This is a genomic window from Methylococcus geothermalis, from assembly GCF_012769535.1.
GTDB lineage: Bacteria > Pseudomonadota > Gammaproteobacteria > Methylococcales > Methylococcaceae > Methylococcus > Methylococcus geothermalis.
The window spans coordinates 576,298-593,531 of sequence record NZ_CP046565.1 but is presented as its reverse complement, the minus strand read 5'-3'; the positions used below and the strand labels follow the sequence as shown (position 1 = coordinate 593,531).

At 65.2% G+C, this 17,234-nt stretch carries 14 protein-coding genes; 10 read left to right on the top strand and 4 right to left on the bottom strand.

From position 1 onward, the window contains the following. Window positions 1-237 precede the first annotated feature (237 nt). The 7 genes from rlmM to GNH96_RS02765 all read left to right on the top strand — a co-directional run bounded on the left by rlmM (window position 238) and on the right by GNH96_RS02765 (window position 8,475). Window positions 238-1,302, top strand: coding sequence for a 23S rRNA (cytidine(2498)-2'-O)-methyltransferase RlmM (rlmM, locus tag GNH96_RS02795; protein WP_169602084.1), 1,065 nt, complete (start codon window positions 238-240; stop codon window positions 1,300-1,302). 275 nt (window positions 1,303-1,577) lie between these two features. Further along, window positions 1,578-2,123 carry a GspH/FimT family pseudopilin gene (locus GNH96_RS02790; protein WP_228719987.1) on the top strand — a complete coding sequence of 182 codons (546 nt, stop codon included), beginning with the start codon at window positions 1,578-1,580 and terminating at the stop codon, window positions 2,121-2,123. After that, window positions 2,089-2,727, top strand: coding sequence for a type IV pilus modification protein PilV (gene pilV, locus GNH96_RS02785; protein WP_228719986.1), 639 nt, complete (start codon window positions 2,089-2,091; stop codon window positions 2,725-2,727). The genes GNH96_RS02790 and pilV overlap by 35 nt, the downstream gene beginning before the upstream one ends. 1 nt (window position 2,728) lies before the next feature. Continuing rightward, window positions 2,729-3,799, top strand: a complete 1,071-nt coding sequence (locus GNH96_RS02780) for a PilW family protein (RefSeq protein WP_169602079.1) — start codon at window positions 2,729-2,731, stop codon at window positions 3,797-3,799. A gap of 43 nt (window positions 3,800-3,842) precedes the next feature. Next, window positions 3,843-4,499 (top strand): pilus assembly PilX family protein, encoded by a 657-nt coding sequence (locus GNH96_RS02775; protein WP_228719985.1) that lies wholly within the window; start codon window positions 3,843-3,845, stop codon window positions 4,497-4,499. A 59-nt stretch (window positions 4,500-4,558) separates the two neighbouring features. Continuing rightward, the gene (locus tag GNH96_RS02770) at window positions 4,559-7,993 is read left to right on the top strand and encodes a pilus assembly protein (RefSeq protein ID WP_169602075.1); all 3,435 of its coding nucleotides are present in this window, start codon (window positions 4,559-4,561) and stop codon (window positions 7,991-7,993) included. Between the two features lie 5 nt (window positions 7,994-7,998). Then, window positions 7,999-8,475, top strand: a complete 477-nt coding sequence (locus GNH96_RS02765) for a type IV pilin protein (RefSeq protein ID WP_169602073.1) — start codon at window positions 7,999-8,001, stop codon at window positions 8,473-8,475. A gap of 44 nt (window positions 8,476-8,519) precedes the next feature. Here GNH96_RS02765 and GNH96_RS02760 read toward each other — a convergent pair whose 3' ends face one another. The 3 genes from GNH96_RS02760 to GNH96_RS02750 all read right to left on the bottom strand — a co-directional run bounded on the left by GNH96_RS02760 (window position 8,520) and on the right by GNH96_RS02750 (window position 11,027). Next, window positions 8,520-8,873, bottom strand: coding sequence for a hypothetical protein (locus GNH96_RS02760; RefSeq protein ID WP_169602071.1), 354 nt, complete (start codon window positions 8,871-8,873; stop codon window positions 8,520-8,522). Window positions 8,874-8,913: 40 nt separating this feature from the next. Beyond that, window positions 8,914-9,960: a hypothetical protein gene (locus GNH96_RS02755; protein WP_169602069.1), complete on the bottom strand. Its 1,047-nt coding sequence runs from the start codon at window positions 9,958-9,960 to the stop codon at window positions 8,914-8,916. A gap of 68 nt (window positions 9,961-10,028) precedes the next feature. Next, entirely contained in the window at window positions 10,029-11,027 is a 999-nt protein-coding gene (locus tag GNH96_RS02750) for a methyltransferase domain-containing protein (protein ID WP_323848040.1), read from the bottom strand. Between the two features lie 93 nt (window positions 11,028-11,120). On the opposite strand from GNH96_RS02750, the gene rimO reads away from it, so the two are divergent. Beyond that, window positions 11,121-12,428 (top strand): 30S ribosomal protein S12 methylthiotransferase RimO, encoded by a 1,308-nt coding sequence (gene rimO / locus GNH96_RS02745; RefSeq protein ID WP_169602067.1) that lies wholly within the window; start codon window positions 11,121-11,123, stop codon window positions 12,426-12,428. Between the two features lie 55 nt (window positions 12,429-12,483). On the opposite strand, the gene GNH96_RS02740 is transcribed toward rimO, so the two are convergent. Further along, window positions 12,484-12,966: an FKBP-type peptidyl-prolyl cis-trans isomerase gene (locus GNH96_RS02740; RefSeq protein ID WP_169602065.1), complete on the bottom strand. Its 483-nt coding sequence runs from the start codon at window positions 12,964-12,966 to the stop codon at window positions 12,484-12,486. 152 nt (window positions 12,967-13,118) lie between these two features. Here GNH96_RS02740 and GNH96_RS02735 point away from each other — a divergent pair, with 152 nt between their 5' ends. After that, window positions 13,119-14,147, top strand: a complete 1,029-nt coding sequence (locus GNH96_RS02735; RefSeq protein ID WP_169602063.1) for an efflux RND transporter periplasmic adaptor subunit — start codon at window positions 13,119-13,121, stop codon at window positions 14,145-14,147. Beyond that, complete coding sequence (locus GNH96_RS02730) at window positions 14,147-17,233, top strand: efflux RND transporter permease subunit (protein ID WP_169602061.1); 3,087 nt, start codon at window positions 14,147-14,149, stop codon at window positions 17,231-17,233. The genes GNH96_RS02735 and GNH96_RS02730 overlap by 1 nt, the downstream gene beginning before the upstream one ends. Window position 17,234: the final 1 nt, after the last annotated feature.

The following is a 17,234-nucleotide window of genomic DNA, read 5'->3' as shown; positions in this document are numbered from 1 at the left end:
CCCGCACTGCCCAGAATTCGCCGGCGCGCAAGGCCGCCGCCGGGCGGCGCCCGATCATCCGGCCACCGAAATCCCGCGCCGAATGGACAAGCGAATGGCCCAGGGAACGGGAGAACTTCTTGCTGACCCGGTCGGCCAGGATACGGGGAAAACTCACGATCGAGACGAAAGATGTCGGTTAGAATGCGCGGTCGCGCATTGTTTCAACTTAAACCAGCACCGGCCACAGGTAAAGCCTTGACATCCCCCTCCTCGATCCTGCTCTACTGCCGCCGCGGCTTCGAAAAGGAATGTGCGGCCGAAATCCAGGCCCACACCTTGGCGGCGGGAATTTCCGGCCATATCAGGGCGAAGGAGAACTCGGCCTATGTGGTCTTCGTGGCGCACGAGCCCGATGCCCTCGGGGCACAAGCCGCCAGGCTGCGGTTCGACGCGCTGATCTTCGCCCGCCAGCGGATTTTCGCCATCGGCCCCCTGTCCGACCTCCCGGTCGACGACCGGATCACCCCGCTCATCGGCGCGGCGGCCGGACTGCAGCGGCGCTATTCAACGCTCTGGCTGGAAACGGCGGACACCAACGAGGCCAAGGAACTCGCGCGATTCACCCGCAAGTTCGAACGCCCGTTCGCTGCCGCCGCGGCCGAGGCCGGACTGCTGGGCGGCAACGGCTCGGCTCCCCGCCTGCATGGGTTTTTTCTCGCATCGACCGCCGCCTACGTCGGTTACACCCCGCCGGACGACTCCTCCCCCTGGCCTTGCGGCATTCCCCGCCTCAAGTTCCCCCGCTCCGCGCCGAGCCGCTCGACGCTCAAGCTCGAAGAAGCCTTCCTGGTATTCGTCGACCGTCCCGAAACCATGCTCCGTCCGGGCATGAGCGCCGTCGACCTGGGCGCCGCCCCCGGCGGTTGGACCTGGCAACTGGTGCGGCGCCACATCCGCACCACCGCCGTCGACAACGGCAGCCTGGATGAAACATTGATGGAATCCGGCCTGGTGACCCATTTGCGCGCCGACGGGTTCCGCTACCGTCCCTCGAAGCCGGTCGACTGGCTGGTCTGCGACATGGTGGAACAGCCCTCGCGGATCGCCCGGCTGGTGGCCGACTGGGCGGCCGATGGCGCCTTCCGCTATGCCGTATTCAATCTAAAATTGCCGATGAACAAGCGCCATGAAGAAGTCGAACGCTGCCGCGGCCTGATCGAGGAACGGCTGGCCGGAAAAGGGGGGTTCCATCGCCTGAGATTCCTCCAGCTCTACCACGACCGGGAAGAAGTCACGGGATTTCTCGATCTGGTTGGCTAGCGTTGCCCCTCTCCCAGAGGGCAACGCTGTCAAGTCAGGAAGAACTCGTCGTTCCGGCATGGATTGCCGGAGCCCGGCCTGGAGGGCAGGCCCCAAGAACGGGACCTGTCAATCGGCTTTCCCGCCGATTTGTGCATTCACCCGACGGGTGCCGGGCAGTCGCATAGGGCGGAACCCGATGAAGCCGGTTCCGAGTTACCTGACGGCTGAACATTCTTGCTAATCAGGTTATCTGATAAGAATTCAAACTTTCGCACAGCCGCCGAGAACCGCCGATGCGTTGCACCGCAGCCTTTACGTTGATCGAACTCATGGTTGGAATCGCGCTGGCGGCCATCCTTATCACCGTGGGCATTCCCGGCTTCCGTGACCTGATCCTGGACAACCGCATGGCCGCCCAGATCAACTCGCTGGTCGCCGACCTGAGCTATGCCCGCAGCGAGGCCGTAAAGCGCAATACCTCCATCACCGTATGCAAGCGGAACACCGGCGGCACTGCCTGCGACGATTCGAGAAGCTGGACGGACGGATGGATCGTCCTGGCTGGCACGACGGTGCTGCGGGTTCATGAATCCGTATCATCGGGCATGGCCATGAACCTCAAATATACGGGGAGCAACAAAGTTGTGTATGACGGTAAAGGCTTCCTCAACGGCGTCACCAATGGCACCTTCATCTTCTGTGACAGCCGCGGCTACACCAAAGCACGAGGTCTGGTGCTGGCAATGACGGGACGCCTGAGGACCACCCGTGACGACAACGGCGACAACATCCAGGAGAAAGGCAGTGGCACCAATATTTCCCAAGACGACTGCCGCTAACCCGGACGCCTGCTGCCCTCCCCGTTCGTGTCAAGGCTTCACTCTCATCGAAGTGCTCATCAGCGTCTTCGTCTTCGCGGTGGCGCTGCTGGGGCTCGCCGCCTTGCAGATCACCGCCCGCAAGACGGCATTCGAATCCGCCCAGCGCAGCCTGGCCGCGGCCATCGGCCAGGACGTGCTGGAGCGGATGCGGCTGAATACCGAAGCCCTGGCCAGCTACACCGCGACCATCAACGCGAACACCACGTTCAGCGACTCGCTGGACTGCATGGGGCCGGCCAACCTCGCGGCCTGCGACCGCCGCGACTTCCAGCGCAGCCTGCTGGGCGCCACCGAAACGACCGGAACCGGTGCGAATGTCTCCACGGTGGGCGGACTGACCAACCCCACGCTGTGCGTCACCAGCAGCAACGCCGGTGGCTCCGGCCGGTACACCGTCACCATCGTCTGGCGCGGCCGCGACTCATCCTTGCCCGAAGCCGGCTCGGAAAACGCATCCGACACCTGCGGCAACGGCCAATATGGGACCAACAACGAATACCGCCGGCTCTTCCGGATCAGCACCTATATCTGCCGGGAAGGCGTTAGCGGAGGATGCATCTGACATGAGGATTCCGACACGGGGCGGCCAGCCGGGATTTTCCACGGTGGGACTGTTGATCTCGATGGTGCTGGGCCTTTTGGTCGTCGGCGCCATCGGCGGCCTGTTCGTCCAGCACAAGATGAACTACCGCCAGAACGAACAATTCGCGCTGATGCAGGAAAACGGGCGCTTCGCCCTCAACTTGCTGGCCAGCGACCTGGCGCTGGCGGGCTTCTGGGGTGGCGCCGATTGCAGCGCCATGACCAACTGCCCCCCCACCTCGGCCATCAGCGTCCAGAACGACTGCGGAACCAACTGGACGACCACGACGACGCCCTCGGCGCCGGTGACGCACTACCTCATGGCTCCGTCGGCGGACTCGGCTCCGGCCGATTGGCCCTGCTTCAACGCCACCGATTACCTCAAGCCCGGCACGAACCTGCTCGCCCTGAAGCACGCCGAAGGCAATCCCGTCTATTGCAAAACCGGATCGGCCAACGACTTCGCTGGACTGGTCTACCTTCAAACCAGCGGCTCCACCGGCAGCCTCATCCAATCTCCCGTCCCGCCCGACTGCCCGGTCACTTCCACCTCCACGGCCTATTGGAGGTATATCGTCCATGTTTATTACATCAGCCGGGGCTACACGGCAACGCGATGCGCCACCCAACCCACCGATCCGCGGTGCGTTCCGCGGCTGGTACGGAAGACCTTGGGGCGGCAAAACGGGAACCCCATCATTTTCGAGCTGGACGACGGCGGGGAACTCGCCGAAGGCATCGAATACTTCCACATCGAATTCGGCATCGACGATGGCGATGGCAGCATGACCGACGATTCCTGCGGCATGGACGGCATCCCCGACAAGTATCTCTCTTCCAGGGAGGATTACAACGCCATCACGCCCGACGAGCTCGACTGCGCCATCAGCGCCAGAATCCACCTCCTGGTCCGTAGCGCGGAGTCCGATTCAAGCTACACTGATGACAAGACTTATACATTCGGCGCGGTGACGCTGGGGCCGTTCCGTGACCACTTCCGGCGAAAGGTGTTCACGACCACGGTCCAGTTGCGCAACCAGCAATACCACTGAGTCTTTCGTGCAAAGGGAGGGCCCGATGGCCCGGAAAAAAACAATGCAGAAGGGCGCCGCCCTGGTCGTCGGCATGCTGTTCACCATCGTGCTGACGGTCCTGGGCATCGCGGCGATCCACTCCAGCGGCACCAGCGTCCGCATGGCGCGCAACGGCGAGGCCCGCATCAACGGCCTGCAGCAGGCCCAGGCGGCGTCCGACTATGTCGCGGGGGAAGCGATCGCTCTCAATCTGGACCGGATGGGGAACAGTTCGCGCTGCACCGCGAACTATCCCTACGGCGGTTGCGGCGGCCCGTCACTGCCCACCCTTCCCTCGCCGCTGCTGACACCGCCGGTTCACGTCCGGGTGCGCAGCAGTGTCGCGCTCGGCTCGTCCAAGAGCGAGGAGAGCAACAAGGTCTTCGAACGCGTCATCGAAAGCGACTATGATGGCTCGACCGCCGAATCGTCCGCCGATGCCACCCACGTCGGGGTGGTATCGGCCGTCCGCGGCACCCTCGTTTCCAGCGGCTCGGTGCGCTACGACAGCGAAACCCCCGAGCCGACGCCCGCCCCGACGCCCGCTCCCACTCCTTCGGATGACGACGATCATGAAGGCGGCGATCATGAAGGCGGCGATCATGAAGGCGGCGATCATGAAGGCGGAGATCATGAGGGAGGGCATGACGATGATGAGCACGAGGGAAACCATGGCTGATTGATTCCGGCCCAAGTCATTCCACGCTCGGGCACGCCTGTCGAATTCGGAGAACAACAATGAAAATCCAACCCGCCATTGTGGTGCTTTCGATCGCCGCCCCCTTCTGCGCCAGCCAGGCGGACGATACCGGCATCTATTTCGCCGGCGGCGGCTCGGTGGGCGGCAAGCCGCTGGTGATGTTCAGCCTGGACTACCGCGCGAACCTGGGCGCACCGGTATGCCAAGGAACCGGTGAAGACGACGACGACCACGAGCACGAGGACGACGATCACGGGCACGACGACCACGAACACGAGGACGACGATCACGAGGATGACGATCACGAACACGGCGACGATTGCCGCTCGCTGAGGACGACGGTGTCCCCCAGTTCGGGAACGACCTATCTGCCCTCGAGCGGCGACGTGACCCATTTCGACCTGATCCGCGCCGCATTGCGCAAGACCATGGACGATCTCGGCACCGAGCTCGCCGGTGTGAAACTGGGGCTCATGATCAACCACAACGATTCCACCACCGGCCAGTGCGGTGCCGGCCCCAGTGGCCAGTGCAGCAACGGCGCCTACGTGCTGAGAGGCTTCGACACCGACAAGGCCCGCTTCCACGATGCCCTGGCCCGGATTCCCGTACCGCAGGGCAACCTGGCCCACGACTTCCAGGGGAAGGAACTTTATTTCGAGCTGTTCCGCTACCTGACGGGCCAAGGCATCTTCAATGGCCACAAGGGCTGGCAGGACTACGGCGACAACAACAAGAACGACAATCTGGACGTCGACAATCCCGGAACGAGCTTCGACGACCGGCTGCTCAAATGGGACAGCGGCATCGAAAACGGCGCCAATTACGTGAGCCCCCTGGTGGACAACTGCTCCAAGGTGTTCATGATCAACTTCATGTTCCAGGTCTCCAACAAGGACAACGACTCCGACAACGCGATCAAACAGGGCAAAGCCTCCGGCGGCATGAACGGCCTCAACCCCGGCACCAGCAACAGCGCCTTCGCCAATGTCATCCGCTGGATGCGCGACGCCGACCTGGCGGATGGCACCTATGGCACCGCCGGCAACCTGGAAGACGTGCAGAACGTCACCTCGTATTTCTTCGTCGCTCCCACGCACATCAACACCACGACCAACGGCTACGCGACCGCCGGCGGAACCAACGCCGCGCTGCCGCTGAGCACCGATCCCACCCTGCTGATCGCATCCCTCAAGGAGGTCTTCAAGGAAGTGCTGAGCGTCAGCACCACCTTCGTCTCGGCCGCCTCGCCGGTCAACGTGTTCAACCGCACGGAGTCGCTGAACCACGTGTTTTTCTCCATCTTCCAGCCCGAGCAGGCCCCCCGCTGGAACGGCAACCTGAAACGGCTCAAGCTGGCGACCGATCCCACGACGCACCGGCTCAAGGTCCTGGATGCCTCCAGTCCGCCGATCGAAGCGATCTCCGGCGTCGACGGCAGGATCAAGCACGAAGCGCTCACCTACTGGACCAGCGCTTCCGGCTTCGACGTGCAGAGCTACGCCGACACGACCAAAGGCGAGGTGGTCGGGAAGGACGGCCGCAGCGTGGGCCGCGGCGGCGGCGGCCAGAAGATTCCCGGATTCCTGACGGGCTCACCCGGCGACGGCAATGCCACCGGCGGAGCCCGAAAGCTCTACACCGAACCCGACAGCCTGAGCAACGGCACCGCGACGGCCCTGCGCCCCCTGAACGCCGATACGACCACCGCGACCGCGGTGTGGGACACACTCCGCCTGAACGGCTCGAAGAGTGGCGACACGTGGAGCGGTGCCGCGACGTACAGCTCAGCCAGCGGCGACGATCAGGCCACGGCCGTGAAGCTGCTCAAGTTCGCGCGGGGACAGGATGCCAATGACGAAGACGGCGACGGCAATTACACCGAAGCCCACCCCTGGGCCTCGCCGGCCAACCAGCCCAAGCGCAAATGGCTGATGGGCGATCCGCTACATTCGGCCGCCGTGCCGATCAACTATGGCGCGCGCACCGGCTACTCGCGGGACGTTCCGGACGTCCGGATCCTGGTCTCCGGCAACGACGGCTTCCTGCACATGTTCCGCAATTCGGCTTCGGGAAGCGCCACCACCGAATCGCCCAGCGGCGTGGAGGACTGGGCCTTCATCCCCCGACGCTTGCTCGGCAACCTCAAGCCGCTCTCGGACAACGGCGCGGCGACGTCTCATGTTTACGGGCTCGACGGCACCGCGGCGGTATACGTCAACGATAGCGACCGTGACGGCACCGTGAACGGCGCCGATCAGGTCATCGCCTTCGTCGGCATGCGCCGGGGCGGCAAGGGCTATTACGCGCTCGACATCACCGATCCCGACACCCCCAAGATGCTCTGGCGGATCGAGAAGGACGACGCCAGCGGGAACTTCAACGAACTCGGCTACAGCTTCTCCGATCCCACCATCGCTCAGCTCGACTGGGGCGAGGGCCGCAAACCCGTGATCATCTTCGGCGGCGGCTACAGCGCGAACAAGGACGAATCCAGCACGGTGAATGCCAAGAATGCAGCGGCCGGAACCGACGATGCCCAGGGCAACGCCATCTACATCGTGAACGCCAAGACCGGTGCGCTGGTCTGGAAGGCGATACAAGGCTCAAGCGCCGCGTCTGCGACGACATTCCAGCATCCCGGACTGGCCGACAGCATTCCCTCCAAGGTCACCGCGGTCGATACCGACGAAAACGGCTCGGTGGATCGGCTGTACGTCGGAGACACCGGCGGCGTAGTCTGGCGCGCCGATTTGGCCTATGTGAAACAGGATGGCACCCCATCCTACAACGAACCCGCCCATTGGACCCTCACGCCCGTGCTCTCGGTCGGCCGCCATGCCGGACAGCCGGACCGGCGCTTCTTCCATCGCCCCGACTTCGTGCCGACGACCGCCGGCTCGGCCCGCTTCGACGCCATTCTGATCGGCTCGGGCGACCGCGAGCACCCGCTCGACACCAACGTCCAGAACCAGTTCTACATGTTCAAGGACACCCATGTCGTCAGCGGATCGCCGCCCACGGGGTCGGCCAAGACCGTGACCGACCTCGACGACCTGACGAGCTCGAACACCGTCCATACCGACAAGTCCGGCTGGTACATCGACATCGGCAGTTCGTCCAGCGGCGAAAAAGTGCTTTCCAGCCCGCTCACCTACAACGGCTCGGTCTACTTCAGCACCTATGCGCCGCAGGGCGGTACTGTCTCCGGGCAGTGCGGCCCCAATGAGGGCCAATCGCTGACCTACGTCATCAGCCTCAAGGACGCCTCGGGCATCTTCAACTTCAATACCGCGACGACGGCCAACGAGCGTTTCGTCGCCACCGGCAGGGGCCTGCCCAGCGATCCCGTCACCGTCGCCGTCAATGGCAAACTCTATGTCACGGCCGGCAACCTGCCGGCGAATCCCGACCTGTCCAAACCGGTCGGCAACTCCGGTATCAACCGGCTCTACTGGTACGAAAAGGAGTGAGCGTCATGGCCAAGCTGAGCGGACAGGCATGCGCTTTCCGCGCTCTCCACGCGGAAAAGGGAAGGGGCGCGAGGGGGCGAAGCCGGCGAGGATTCACGCTGATCGAACTGATGATCACGGTAGCCATCATCGGCATCCTCGCCGCCATCGCCTACCCGTCCTACAAGGAGCACGTCATCCGGACCCGCCGCGCCGACGGCAAAGCCGCCCTGTTGCGGGCCGCCGCGCGCGAGGAGCTTTACTTCATGGACAACAAGACCTATACGAGCGACGTCACCAAACTGGGTTTCGCCGCCAACGGGAAATCGGACGAAGGCCATTACGTCATTTCCGTCACCGCCGCCGACGCCAACACCTTCGCGCTGCAAGCCGCGCCCCAGAGTCCGCACACCGACGCACTCTGCGGCAATCTCACCCTGAATGCGCTGGGCGTGAAAGGGCAATCCGGCTCCGGCTCCGTCGCCGATTGCTGGAACTGGTAAAAGCGGGAAGGGTGGTCAACCCGCCGCAGCGGAAACGGCGAAGCTCAATCCCTGATCCGGGCCAGCGAGTCGATCACCGCTTTGGCCTCTGCCGGCCGCAAGCCGGTCGCATCCCGCAGCCGCTTGACCGCCCCGTCCGGATCCCCGTCCCGAATCAGGCTGCGGACCTCCGCCGCGGTGTCGGAGGGCAGCCGGACCATTTTGCCGTTCACGACGACATCGATGGGCTGCGCATCCCGCGCCATGCGGGTACCGGCGGCATCTTCCTCCGCGGCCCCGCGCGCAGGGCCGCCGATGCGGGCCACCAGCCAGCCGAGAAAGAAGCCGAGGCCTATCCCCAGCAGCAGAAGGGCATATTCCTTGGGGAAGGCGGACAGGTTTGCGGCGGCATCGTTCATGGGCTTCTCATCCTGTTGAAGTTCGAGGGGATTCTTGGGTTCAGCCGTTGACGCTGGCCTTGAGCGCCTGAAACTTCTTGATCATTTCCTTCTCCATCTGCTTGCGTCCGATGGAATGCTTCAAGGCCTCGCCCATGCCGCTGACCTGATCGGTCGACGAGCGCACGGAGTACAGCACCAAGGCACCGTCCCGGTACGGCACGGAGCCGGCGAATATCTGGCTGGAGTTATAGGAATGGCCGACGTAGAAGGCCCGCTGCAACAGCACGGCGCCGTCGTTCCGCGCGTAGATCAACCGGTGGACCAGGATCGGGGTGGGCCGGCCCTGGACGGTGCGGTTGACCCAGCCGAAACCGTCGTCGGCGTCCGCCGGCCTGTCCGCCGGATACCGCAGCAGGGCCTTTTGCAGTTCGGGGAAGTGCTCGGCGAGCAGCTTGCTGGCCTGGGTGGCGTCGGTCAGCTCGGCGGCCGGATCGGCTTTTTCGCCGTCGCCCCGGTCGTAAGCGGCGATACCGGCCAACCCTTTGCGCCGGTAAGCCTGCAGACGGGCGGCGAGCACCGTGCGGTATTGCTTGGAAACGGCTTCGGCGACCGCCTTGTCGTCATCCGTATTCAAGCTCGCCTTCAGCGCGGCGAAGCCGGCGATTTCCTCGGTCGACAAATTGAAGTCCAAGCCCGGCCGGACGTTCAGCAGGTCGCGTGCTTCGTCCGCCTGGGCCTGCGTATAGGCGAATTGGACGAAGGCCTCGGCGCCGGCGCCGGTAGGCACGACTCCTTGAGCCGTCACATCGGGGTCGCGGGCGATCAATTCACGGCGCTTGATGACCTCGACGATCCGGGCGGGCGCCGTCTTGAGATACATGGCGATGCCGGTCGCCAGCGACTTGCTGCCCGTTTCGGAGACCGAATAGGAGACGATTTCTCCGTTCTGCAGCCGCGCCACGTCAGCCGGCGCAATGCCCACCCGGCCGATGAGGTCCTCGGCAGTCAGGCCGGCACGGACCGCGGAGGTGGCCAGCAGCAGAAGGCTCGCAAGCGATGCATTCCGCAAGGCGATCGAGACGGAGGGCGGACGGACGAGGTTCATCGTTTTCACTCCCGGCGCAAAAATTGTGTCCTGCCCGGAACTCGCATCCCCGAGCCACGCGTGCCAGCTTACACCGGTTTTTTCGCCCGGAAAATGCAGTAGCGCACCATGCCTTCGTTGAACACTTTCCACTGCGCCAGAGCCACCTTGTAATTGGCGGTCTGAGCTTTCTTGCGCAGCCCCAGCCAATGCATGGCCCATTGCATGGGCGCGGTCCAGAGGGCGGTGAGGTACATGCGGCGGGACGAGGGCAGGGTTTCCTTGGTGGCCTCGGTGAGGTGGACCTCGCGGAAACCGCATTCTTCCATGCCGGCCTGGAACTCCTCCACGGTGGACAGGTTGGGCACCGCCCAGCCGTTCAGGCAATCCATCACCGCCTGCCATTCGGCCTCGTCGAACTCACGTCTGGTGGCATAGCCGTCGCAGGCGATCAAGGTACCGCCCGGCTTCAGCACCCGGTAGGCCTCGCGGAAGAAATCGCGCTTATCGGTGGCGTAGCAGCTGCTTTCCACCGCCCAGACCACGTCGAAGGAAGCATCCGGAAACGGCGTTTTGCAGAAATCCGCGGCCTGGAAGTGCGTCTTCTCGGACACCCCATGACGGCGGGCATTGCGTTTGGCGTGCTCGACCTGCCGCTCGCTGACGGTGACGCCCGTGGCTTCGCAGCCGATGTGCTTGGCCAGCCAGATGGAGCTGCCGCCGATACCGCAGCCGGCGTCCAGCACGTGGTCGCCCGCCCCGATCCCGGCGATCGCGGCCATGATGCGGTTCTTGTTGAGCAGGGCCTGGCTGTGGGTCTTGATGCCCTCTTCCCAGTAGCCGTAATGCAGCGCCAGGTTTTCGTTGTCGAACCAGGCGGTGCGATAGTCCCAGTAGCAGTCGTCGTAATGCTTGGCGGTGTCGACGCGGATTTCCGCCTCGGAAAACTCCACCCCCTTGCGCAGGGAATCGTTGCGGTAGTCTTTGTTGGGTTCCAGGTAATACATGGGCTGTTCCGGGGTGCTCGCTTCGCCTTCGACGCATTCGAAAACTGCGAAGTTTACCCCGAACTTCGGACACGGGGGCATGAGGCGTGGAGTTCCGGGGACGGTAACCGGTAAAATAAGCGGGTCATCGATCCCCTCTCATCGGCCACTCCGGGCCGCAGATTCCGTCCCGACATGAAAACACCGCAAATCGGCTTCGTCAGCCTCGGCTGTCCCAAAGCGCTCGTGGACAGCGAGCGCATCCTCACCCAACTGCGCGCCGAGGGCTATGGCATCGTACCGTCCTACCAGGACGCCGACCTGGTGGTGGTGAACACCTGCGGCTTCATCGACGCAGCGGTCGAGGAATCGCTGGAGGCGATCGGCGAGGCGCTGGCGGAGAACGGCAAGGTGATCGTCACCGGCTGCCTGGGCGAACGGCCGGAAGAGATCCAGGCGCGCCATCCTTCGGTCTTGAAGGTGACCGGCGCCCATGCTTATGAGGAAGTCATGAGCGCGGTGCACCAGCACCTTCCGCCGCTGCACGATCCCTTCATGGACCTGGTGCCGCCACAAGGCGTCCGGCTGACGCCGCGCCATTACGCCTATCTCAAGATTTCGGAGGGCTGCAATCACCGCTGCAGCTTCTGCATCATCCCGTCCCTGCGCGGCGACCTGGTCAGCCGGCCGATCGGCGAGGTCATGACCGAAGCCGAGCGTCTGGTGGCGGCGGGCGTGAAGGAAATCCTGGTGGTATCGCAGGACACCAGCGCCTACGGCGTCGACCTGGGCTACCGTACCGGCTTCTGGGGCGGGCGGCCGCTACGCTCGCGCTTCCAGGAACTGGCGCGGGCGCTGGGCGATTTGGGCGTGTGGGTCCGGCTGCATTACGTCTATCCCTACCCGCACGTGGACGAAGCGATCCCGCTGATGGCGGAAGGACGCCTTCTGCCCTACCTGGACATCCCGTTTCAGCATGCCAATGCACGGGTCCTGAAGGCGATGAAACGTCCGGCGGCGGCGGCAAACACCCTCGCCGCCATCCGCCGCTGGCGCGAGATCTGCCCGGAACTCACGCTACGCAGCACCTTCATCGTCGGCTTTCCCGGCGAAACCGAGGACGAATTCCGCGAACTGCTCGATTTCCTGGAGGAAGCTCGGCTCGACCGGGTCGGCTGTTTCGAATATTCGCCGGTGAAGGGCGCGGCGGCCAATGCCCTGCCCGATCCGGTGCCGGAGGAGGTCAAGGCCGAGCGCCATGCCCGCTTCATGGAAGTGCAGGAGCGCATCAGCGCGGCACGGTTACAGGCGAGAGTCGGGCGGACCGAAACGGTGCTGGTCGACGAGGTGGTGGAAGAAGGCGCGGTCGCCCGCAGCCGGGCCGACGCCCCGGACATTGACGGCCAGGTGTTCATCGACGGCGCCACTCACCTCAAGGTCGGCGAGTTCGTGGATGCGACTTTCGAGGACGCGGACGAGCATGATTTATGGGCCCGCTTGTAAGGACCAAAACCTTGAGCGCGACCCCGCCCCCGGCGGGGCCGCGAGCCTTGCGACCTCAGTGGTGGTGACCGCCGGGGCCGTGGACGTGGCCGTGTTCGAGCTCTTCCGAGGTGGCGTCGCGGATGCCGGCGACTTCGACGTCGAAATGCAGGGTCATGCCGGCCATGGGATGGTTTCCGTCCAGCACCACCTCCTCTTCCAGCACTTCCAGCACGGTCACGATCTGCATGCCTTCATTGGATTCGGCATGGAACTGCATGCCGGGCAGGATTTCGTCGACGCCCTCGAATGCGTCGCGCGGCACCGCCTGGACCAGGTTTTCGTCATGCAGGCCATAGGCCTCTTCGGGGGGAACGGTGACCTTGAAGCTGTCACCGACGGTCCGGCCGGTCAGCGCTTCTTCGAGGCCGGGAATGATGTTGCCCAGCCCGTGGATGTAGGCCAGCGGCTCGTCCGCGCTGGAGCTGTCGAGGACGTCTCCCTCGTCGTTGGTTAGGGTATAGTGGATGAGAACGACCTTGTGAGGGGAGATGTGCATGGGAGTACCTGCTGAGATTGAAGCCGCCATGATAGTCTTTTTCCCCGAATGCAGACAGATTTTCGATGTCGCAGTGAGTGGCAGCCAGTTTACTCGATCCTCTGCCGCTTGATCGGAATTCAGCCCTCTCGCGAAAACACCCGGCTTACCCGATGCTGTATTTCCGCCTGGCGCCCCGTCCAATGCGCGCGGCCGTCCTGCTCTGTTGTCTGCTCGCCGGCATGGCGCGCGCGGGTGAGAAACCCGAGGCGGCGGCGGGAAACCCGGCCCAGCGGACGGCGCCGGCATCCAGCGTCGTGCTCGATCCGGCGCGGCAGCGGCTCGCCGGCATCGAGACCCGCCGGCTGGAGGCCGTCGAATACCGGCCCGAGACGCGTTCGCTGGGCCGGATCGTGGACATCCAGCCGCTGCTCGATCTGCGCTCGCGCTACCGCGCTGCCCAGGCCGAAGCCAAGATCACGGACGCCGCCCTTCAACTCGCCCGCAAGAACCGCGACCGGCTCGCCAGCCTGCACAGCGAGGCCATCGTCGCCACCCGCGAACTGATCCATGCCGAGTCCCAGCTCGCTGCCGACGAGGCACGGGCCGTGACCGCCCGCCACCGTGTCCGGGAATTGCAGGAGGAGGGTTTGCAACTGTGGGGGGCCGAGTTGTTCAAGGCGGCCGTCGCCGGGGACTCCCGCTTGTTCGAAGACCTGCTGCAACGGCGCCGCGTGCTGATTCTCGTCACCCTGCACCACGATCAGGCTCTGCCGGCGGATGCTTCCCGCATCATGGTGGCGCGCGAGGGCGACCGGCAGGCGGCGCAACCTGCCGAGCTGATCTCGGCGGCGCCGAGAACCGACGACATCGTGCAGGGGGAAACCTGGTTCTTCCACACCGACGCCCGCAAGCTGCGCACCGGCATGCGCATCGAGGCCTGGATTCCGATGTCGGCCGCGACGCTGAGCGGCGTGATCATCCCCCGTTCAGCGCAGATCTGGCATGAGGGCCGGAGCTGGGTCTACCTGCAGACCGGCGAAGACTATTTCGTCCGGCGGCCGGTGGACAGCCATCGGGACTACGGCGACGCTTGGTTCGTGGACGCCGGCATCGCGCCGGGTGAGTCGCTGGTGATTCAGGGTGCGCAACTGCTGCTGTCGGAGGAACAGCGCCACGCGATCCCCGACGAGGACGACTGATGCTGGGGCCGCTGGTCCGCTTCGCGGTCCGCCGCGCCGGCGTCGTCATCGCGCTCGCGGCGCTGCTGGCGGCCTACGGCCTGTATCGCGCGGCGACGGCGAACCTGGACATCTTCCCCGAATTCTCGGCCAAGCGGGTGGTGGTCCAAACCGAGGCCCAGGGCCTCACCACCCGCCAGGTCGAAACCCTGGTGACGCTGCCGATCGAGCGCAAGCTGGCCGGCATCGTCGGGCTCGATACCCTGCGTTCGGAGTCGATCCAGGGCTTGTCGGTGGTGACAGCGGTGTTCGAGGACGACACCGACATCTACCGCGACCGGCAGCTGGTGAGCGAGAGGCTGGCCCTGTTGGCGGGGCAGCTTCCGGAGGGCTCGGGCGCCCCCGTGCTGGTGCCGCTGTCCTCCTCTTCGGCCACGGTGCTCACGCTCGGCCTGACCTCTGAGACGGTCAGCCCGATGGAACTGCGAACGCTGGCGGACTGGGTGGTGACGCCGCGCATCCTCGCCGTCCCGGGCGTCGCCGACGTCAACGTCTTCGGCGGCGCAGTGCAGCAGTTGCAGGTCGAAGTCGACCCCGCGCGGCTCAAGCGCTTCGGCCTGGACCTCAACGCCGTAAGCCTGGCGGTGCGCCAGTCGTTCCGGACCCAGGGCGCCGGCTTCGTCGAAAACGAGAACCAGCGGCTGGCCCTGCAGGTGACCGGCCTGCCGTTCAGTCCGGAAAGCCTCGGCAACGTCATCCTCAACCGTTCGGCCAGCGCGGCGCTCAAGCTGCGGGACGTCGGGACGGTCGCCTTCGGCCCCAAGCCGCCGATCGGCGCGGCCGCGGTCAACGGCGCCCCCGGGATCGTCATGATGGTCATCGGCCAGTACGGCGCCAACACCCTCGAGGTATCACGCGGCATCGAGCGCGGACTGCTGGAACTCGCCCCCCTGCTCGCCGAACAAGGCGTGACGCTGCATCCCCATCTGTTCCGCCCCGCCGACTATATCGAGCGGGCGCTGGACAACCTCGCCGGCCACCTGCTGGCGGGCGGGCTGCTGGTGATGGCGGTGCTCTACGCCTTCCTGTACAACCTCCGCACCGCTCTGATCTCCGCCGTGGCGATCCCGCTCTCGCTGCTGGGCGCCTTCGTGGTGCTCCAAGCCTTCGGCGTCAGCCTGAACATCATGGTGCTGGGAGGACTGGCCATCGCCCTGGGTGAAGTCGTCGACGACGCCATCATCGACACCGAGAACATCTTCCGCCGGCTGCGGGAAAACCGCGCCGCCGCGCCTCCCCGCCCGACGCTCGAAATCGTTTACGAAGCCTCCATGGAAGTCCGCGGCTCGGTGGTCTACGCCAGCTTCATCGTGGCCCTGGTGTTCGTGCCCCTGCTCGGCCTGGGCGGCGTCGCCGGCCGATTGTTCGCGCCCCTGGGCTATGCCTACATCGTCGCCATCCTGATGTCGCTGGCGACCGCGCTTACGGTCACGCCGGCGCTGTGCATCGCCCTGCTCGCACATGCGAAGGCGGTCGCGGGCACCCCGCCGCTGGTCCGCCGCCTGCAAGCCGTCTACGGGCGCTGGCTGAACCGGATCGCCGCCAGGCCCGGACGGATCGCGGCTGCGAGTCTCATGGTTTGCGCGCTGGCGGTAGCCATGGCGCCCGGTCTGGGGGGGGATTTCCTGCCGCATCTGCGCGAAGGGCACTACATCGTGCATACCGCCAGCCTGCCCGGCACTTCGCTGCAGGAATCCCTGCGCGCCGGCGGCCTGATCGTGCGCGACATCCTGCAGATCCCCGGCGTCGAATCGGCCTCGCAATGGGCGGGCCGGGCCGAGCGCGGCGCCGATACCTACGGCAGCCACTACAGCGAATACGAGGTCCGCTTGCGCCCCATGGCCGGCAAAGAACAGCAGGTTGTGCTGGACCGGCTGCGCGGAATGCTGGAACGCTTTCCGGGGATACGGGCCGAGGTGAACACCTTCCTGACCGAGCGGGTCAACGAGACCATTTCGGGCTATACCTCGCCGGTCGCGATCAACCTGTACGGAGAAGACCTGGACTTGCTGGACCGGAAGGCGCGCGAACTGGCCGTCGAAATCGCAAAGGTGGCGGGAGCCGCGGACGTGCAGTTGCGCTCGCCGCCGGGTTCGCCGCAGGCGGACATCCGGCTTCGCCCCGATCAGCTCCAGATCTGGGGGCTGCGTCCGGGAGACGTCATGGATGCCGTCGACACCGCTTTCGGCGGGCGCATCGTCGGGCGCTTCGCGCTCGGCCAGCGCATCTTCGATGCCGCCGTCATCCTCCGCCCGGACTTGCGGCCATCGCTCGACACCCTGCGCGAGCTGCCGCTCAAAGGCCAGGACGGCACCCTGGTGCCGCTGGGCGAAGTGGCCGAGGTGTCCGAGACCGAGGAGCGTTACAACATCCTGCACCGCGGAGGGCGTCGCATCCAGACCGTGACGGCCAACGTCGAGGGACGCGATTTGGCCTCGTTCCTGGAAGAAGCGCGGACGCGGATGGACGCGGCGCTCGGACGCCCCGCCGAGGTCTACGCCGAAATCGCCGGTGCCGCAGTGGAACAGGGCATCGCCCGCCGCGAACTGATCGCCCGTGCGTTCCTGGCGGGCGGCGGCGTGCTGGTGCTGGCTTACCTCGCCATCGGCAGCCTTCGCCACACCGTCATCGCCCTCGCCAACCTGCCGTTCTCGCTGGCCGGCGGGGTGCTGGCGGCAGGATTTTCCGGCGCCAGCCTCACGGTGGGCGCCCTGGTCGGCTTCGTGACCCTGTTCGGCATCACCATCCGCAACACCATCATGCTGCTTTCGCATTACCGCCATCTGGTGGAGCGGGAAGGGCAGAGGTGGAACCTTGACACCGCCATCCGGGGCGCGCAGGAACGCCTGCCGTCGATTCTGATGACGGCGCTGGTGACGGCCTTGGCGATGCTGCCCATCGCCATCGGCAGCGACAATCCCGGGCAGGAGATCATGGGGCCGATGGCCGCCATCATCATCGGCGGACTGCTGTCCTCCACCTGCCTCAACCTGCTGCTGTTGCCGGCGATGCTGCTGCGCTGGGGGCGGTTTTCCGAAAACCGGTAGA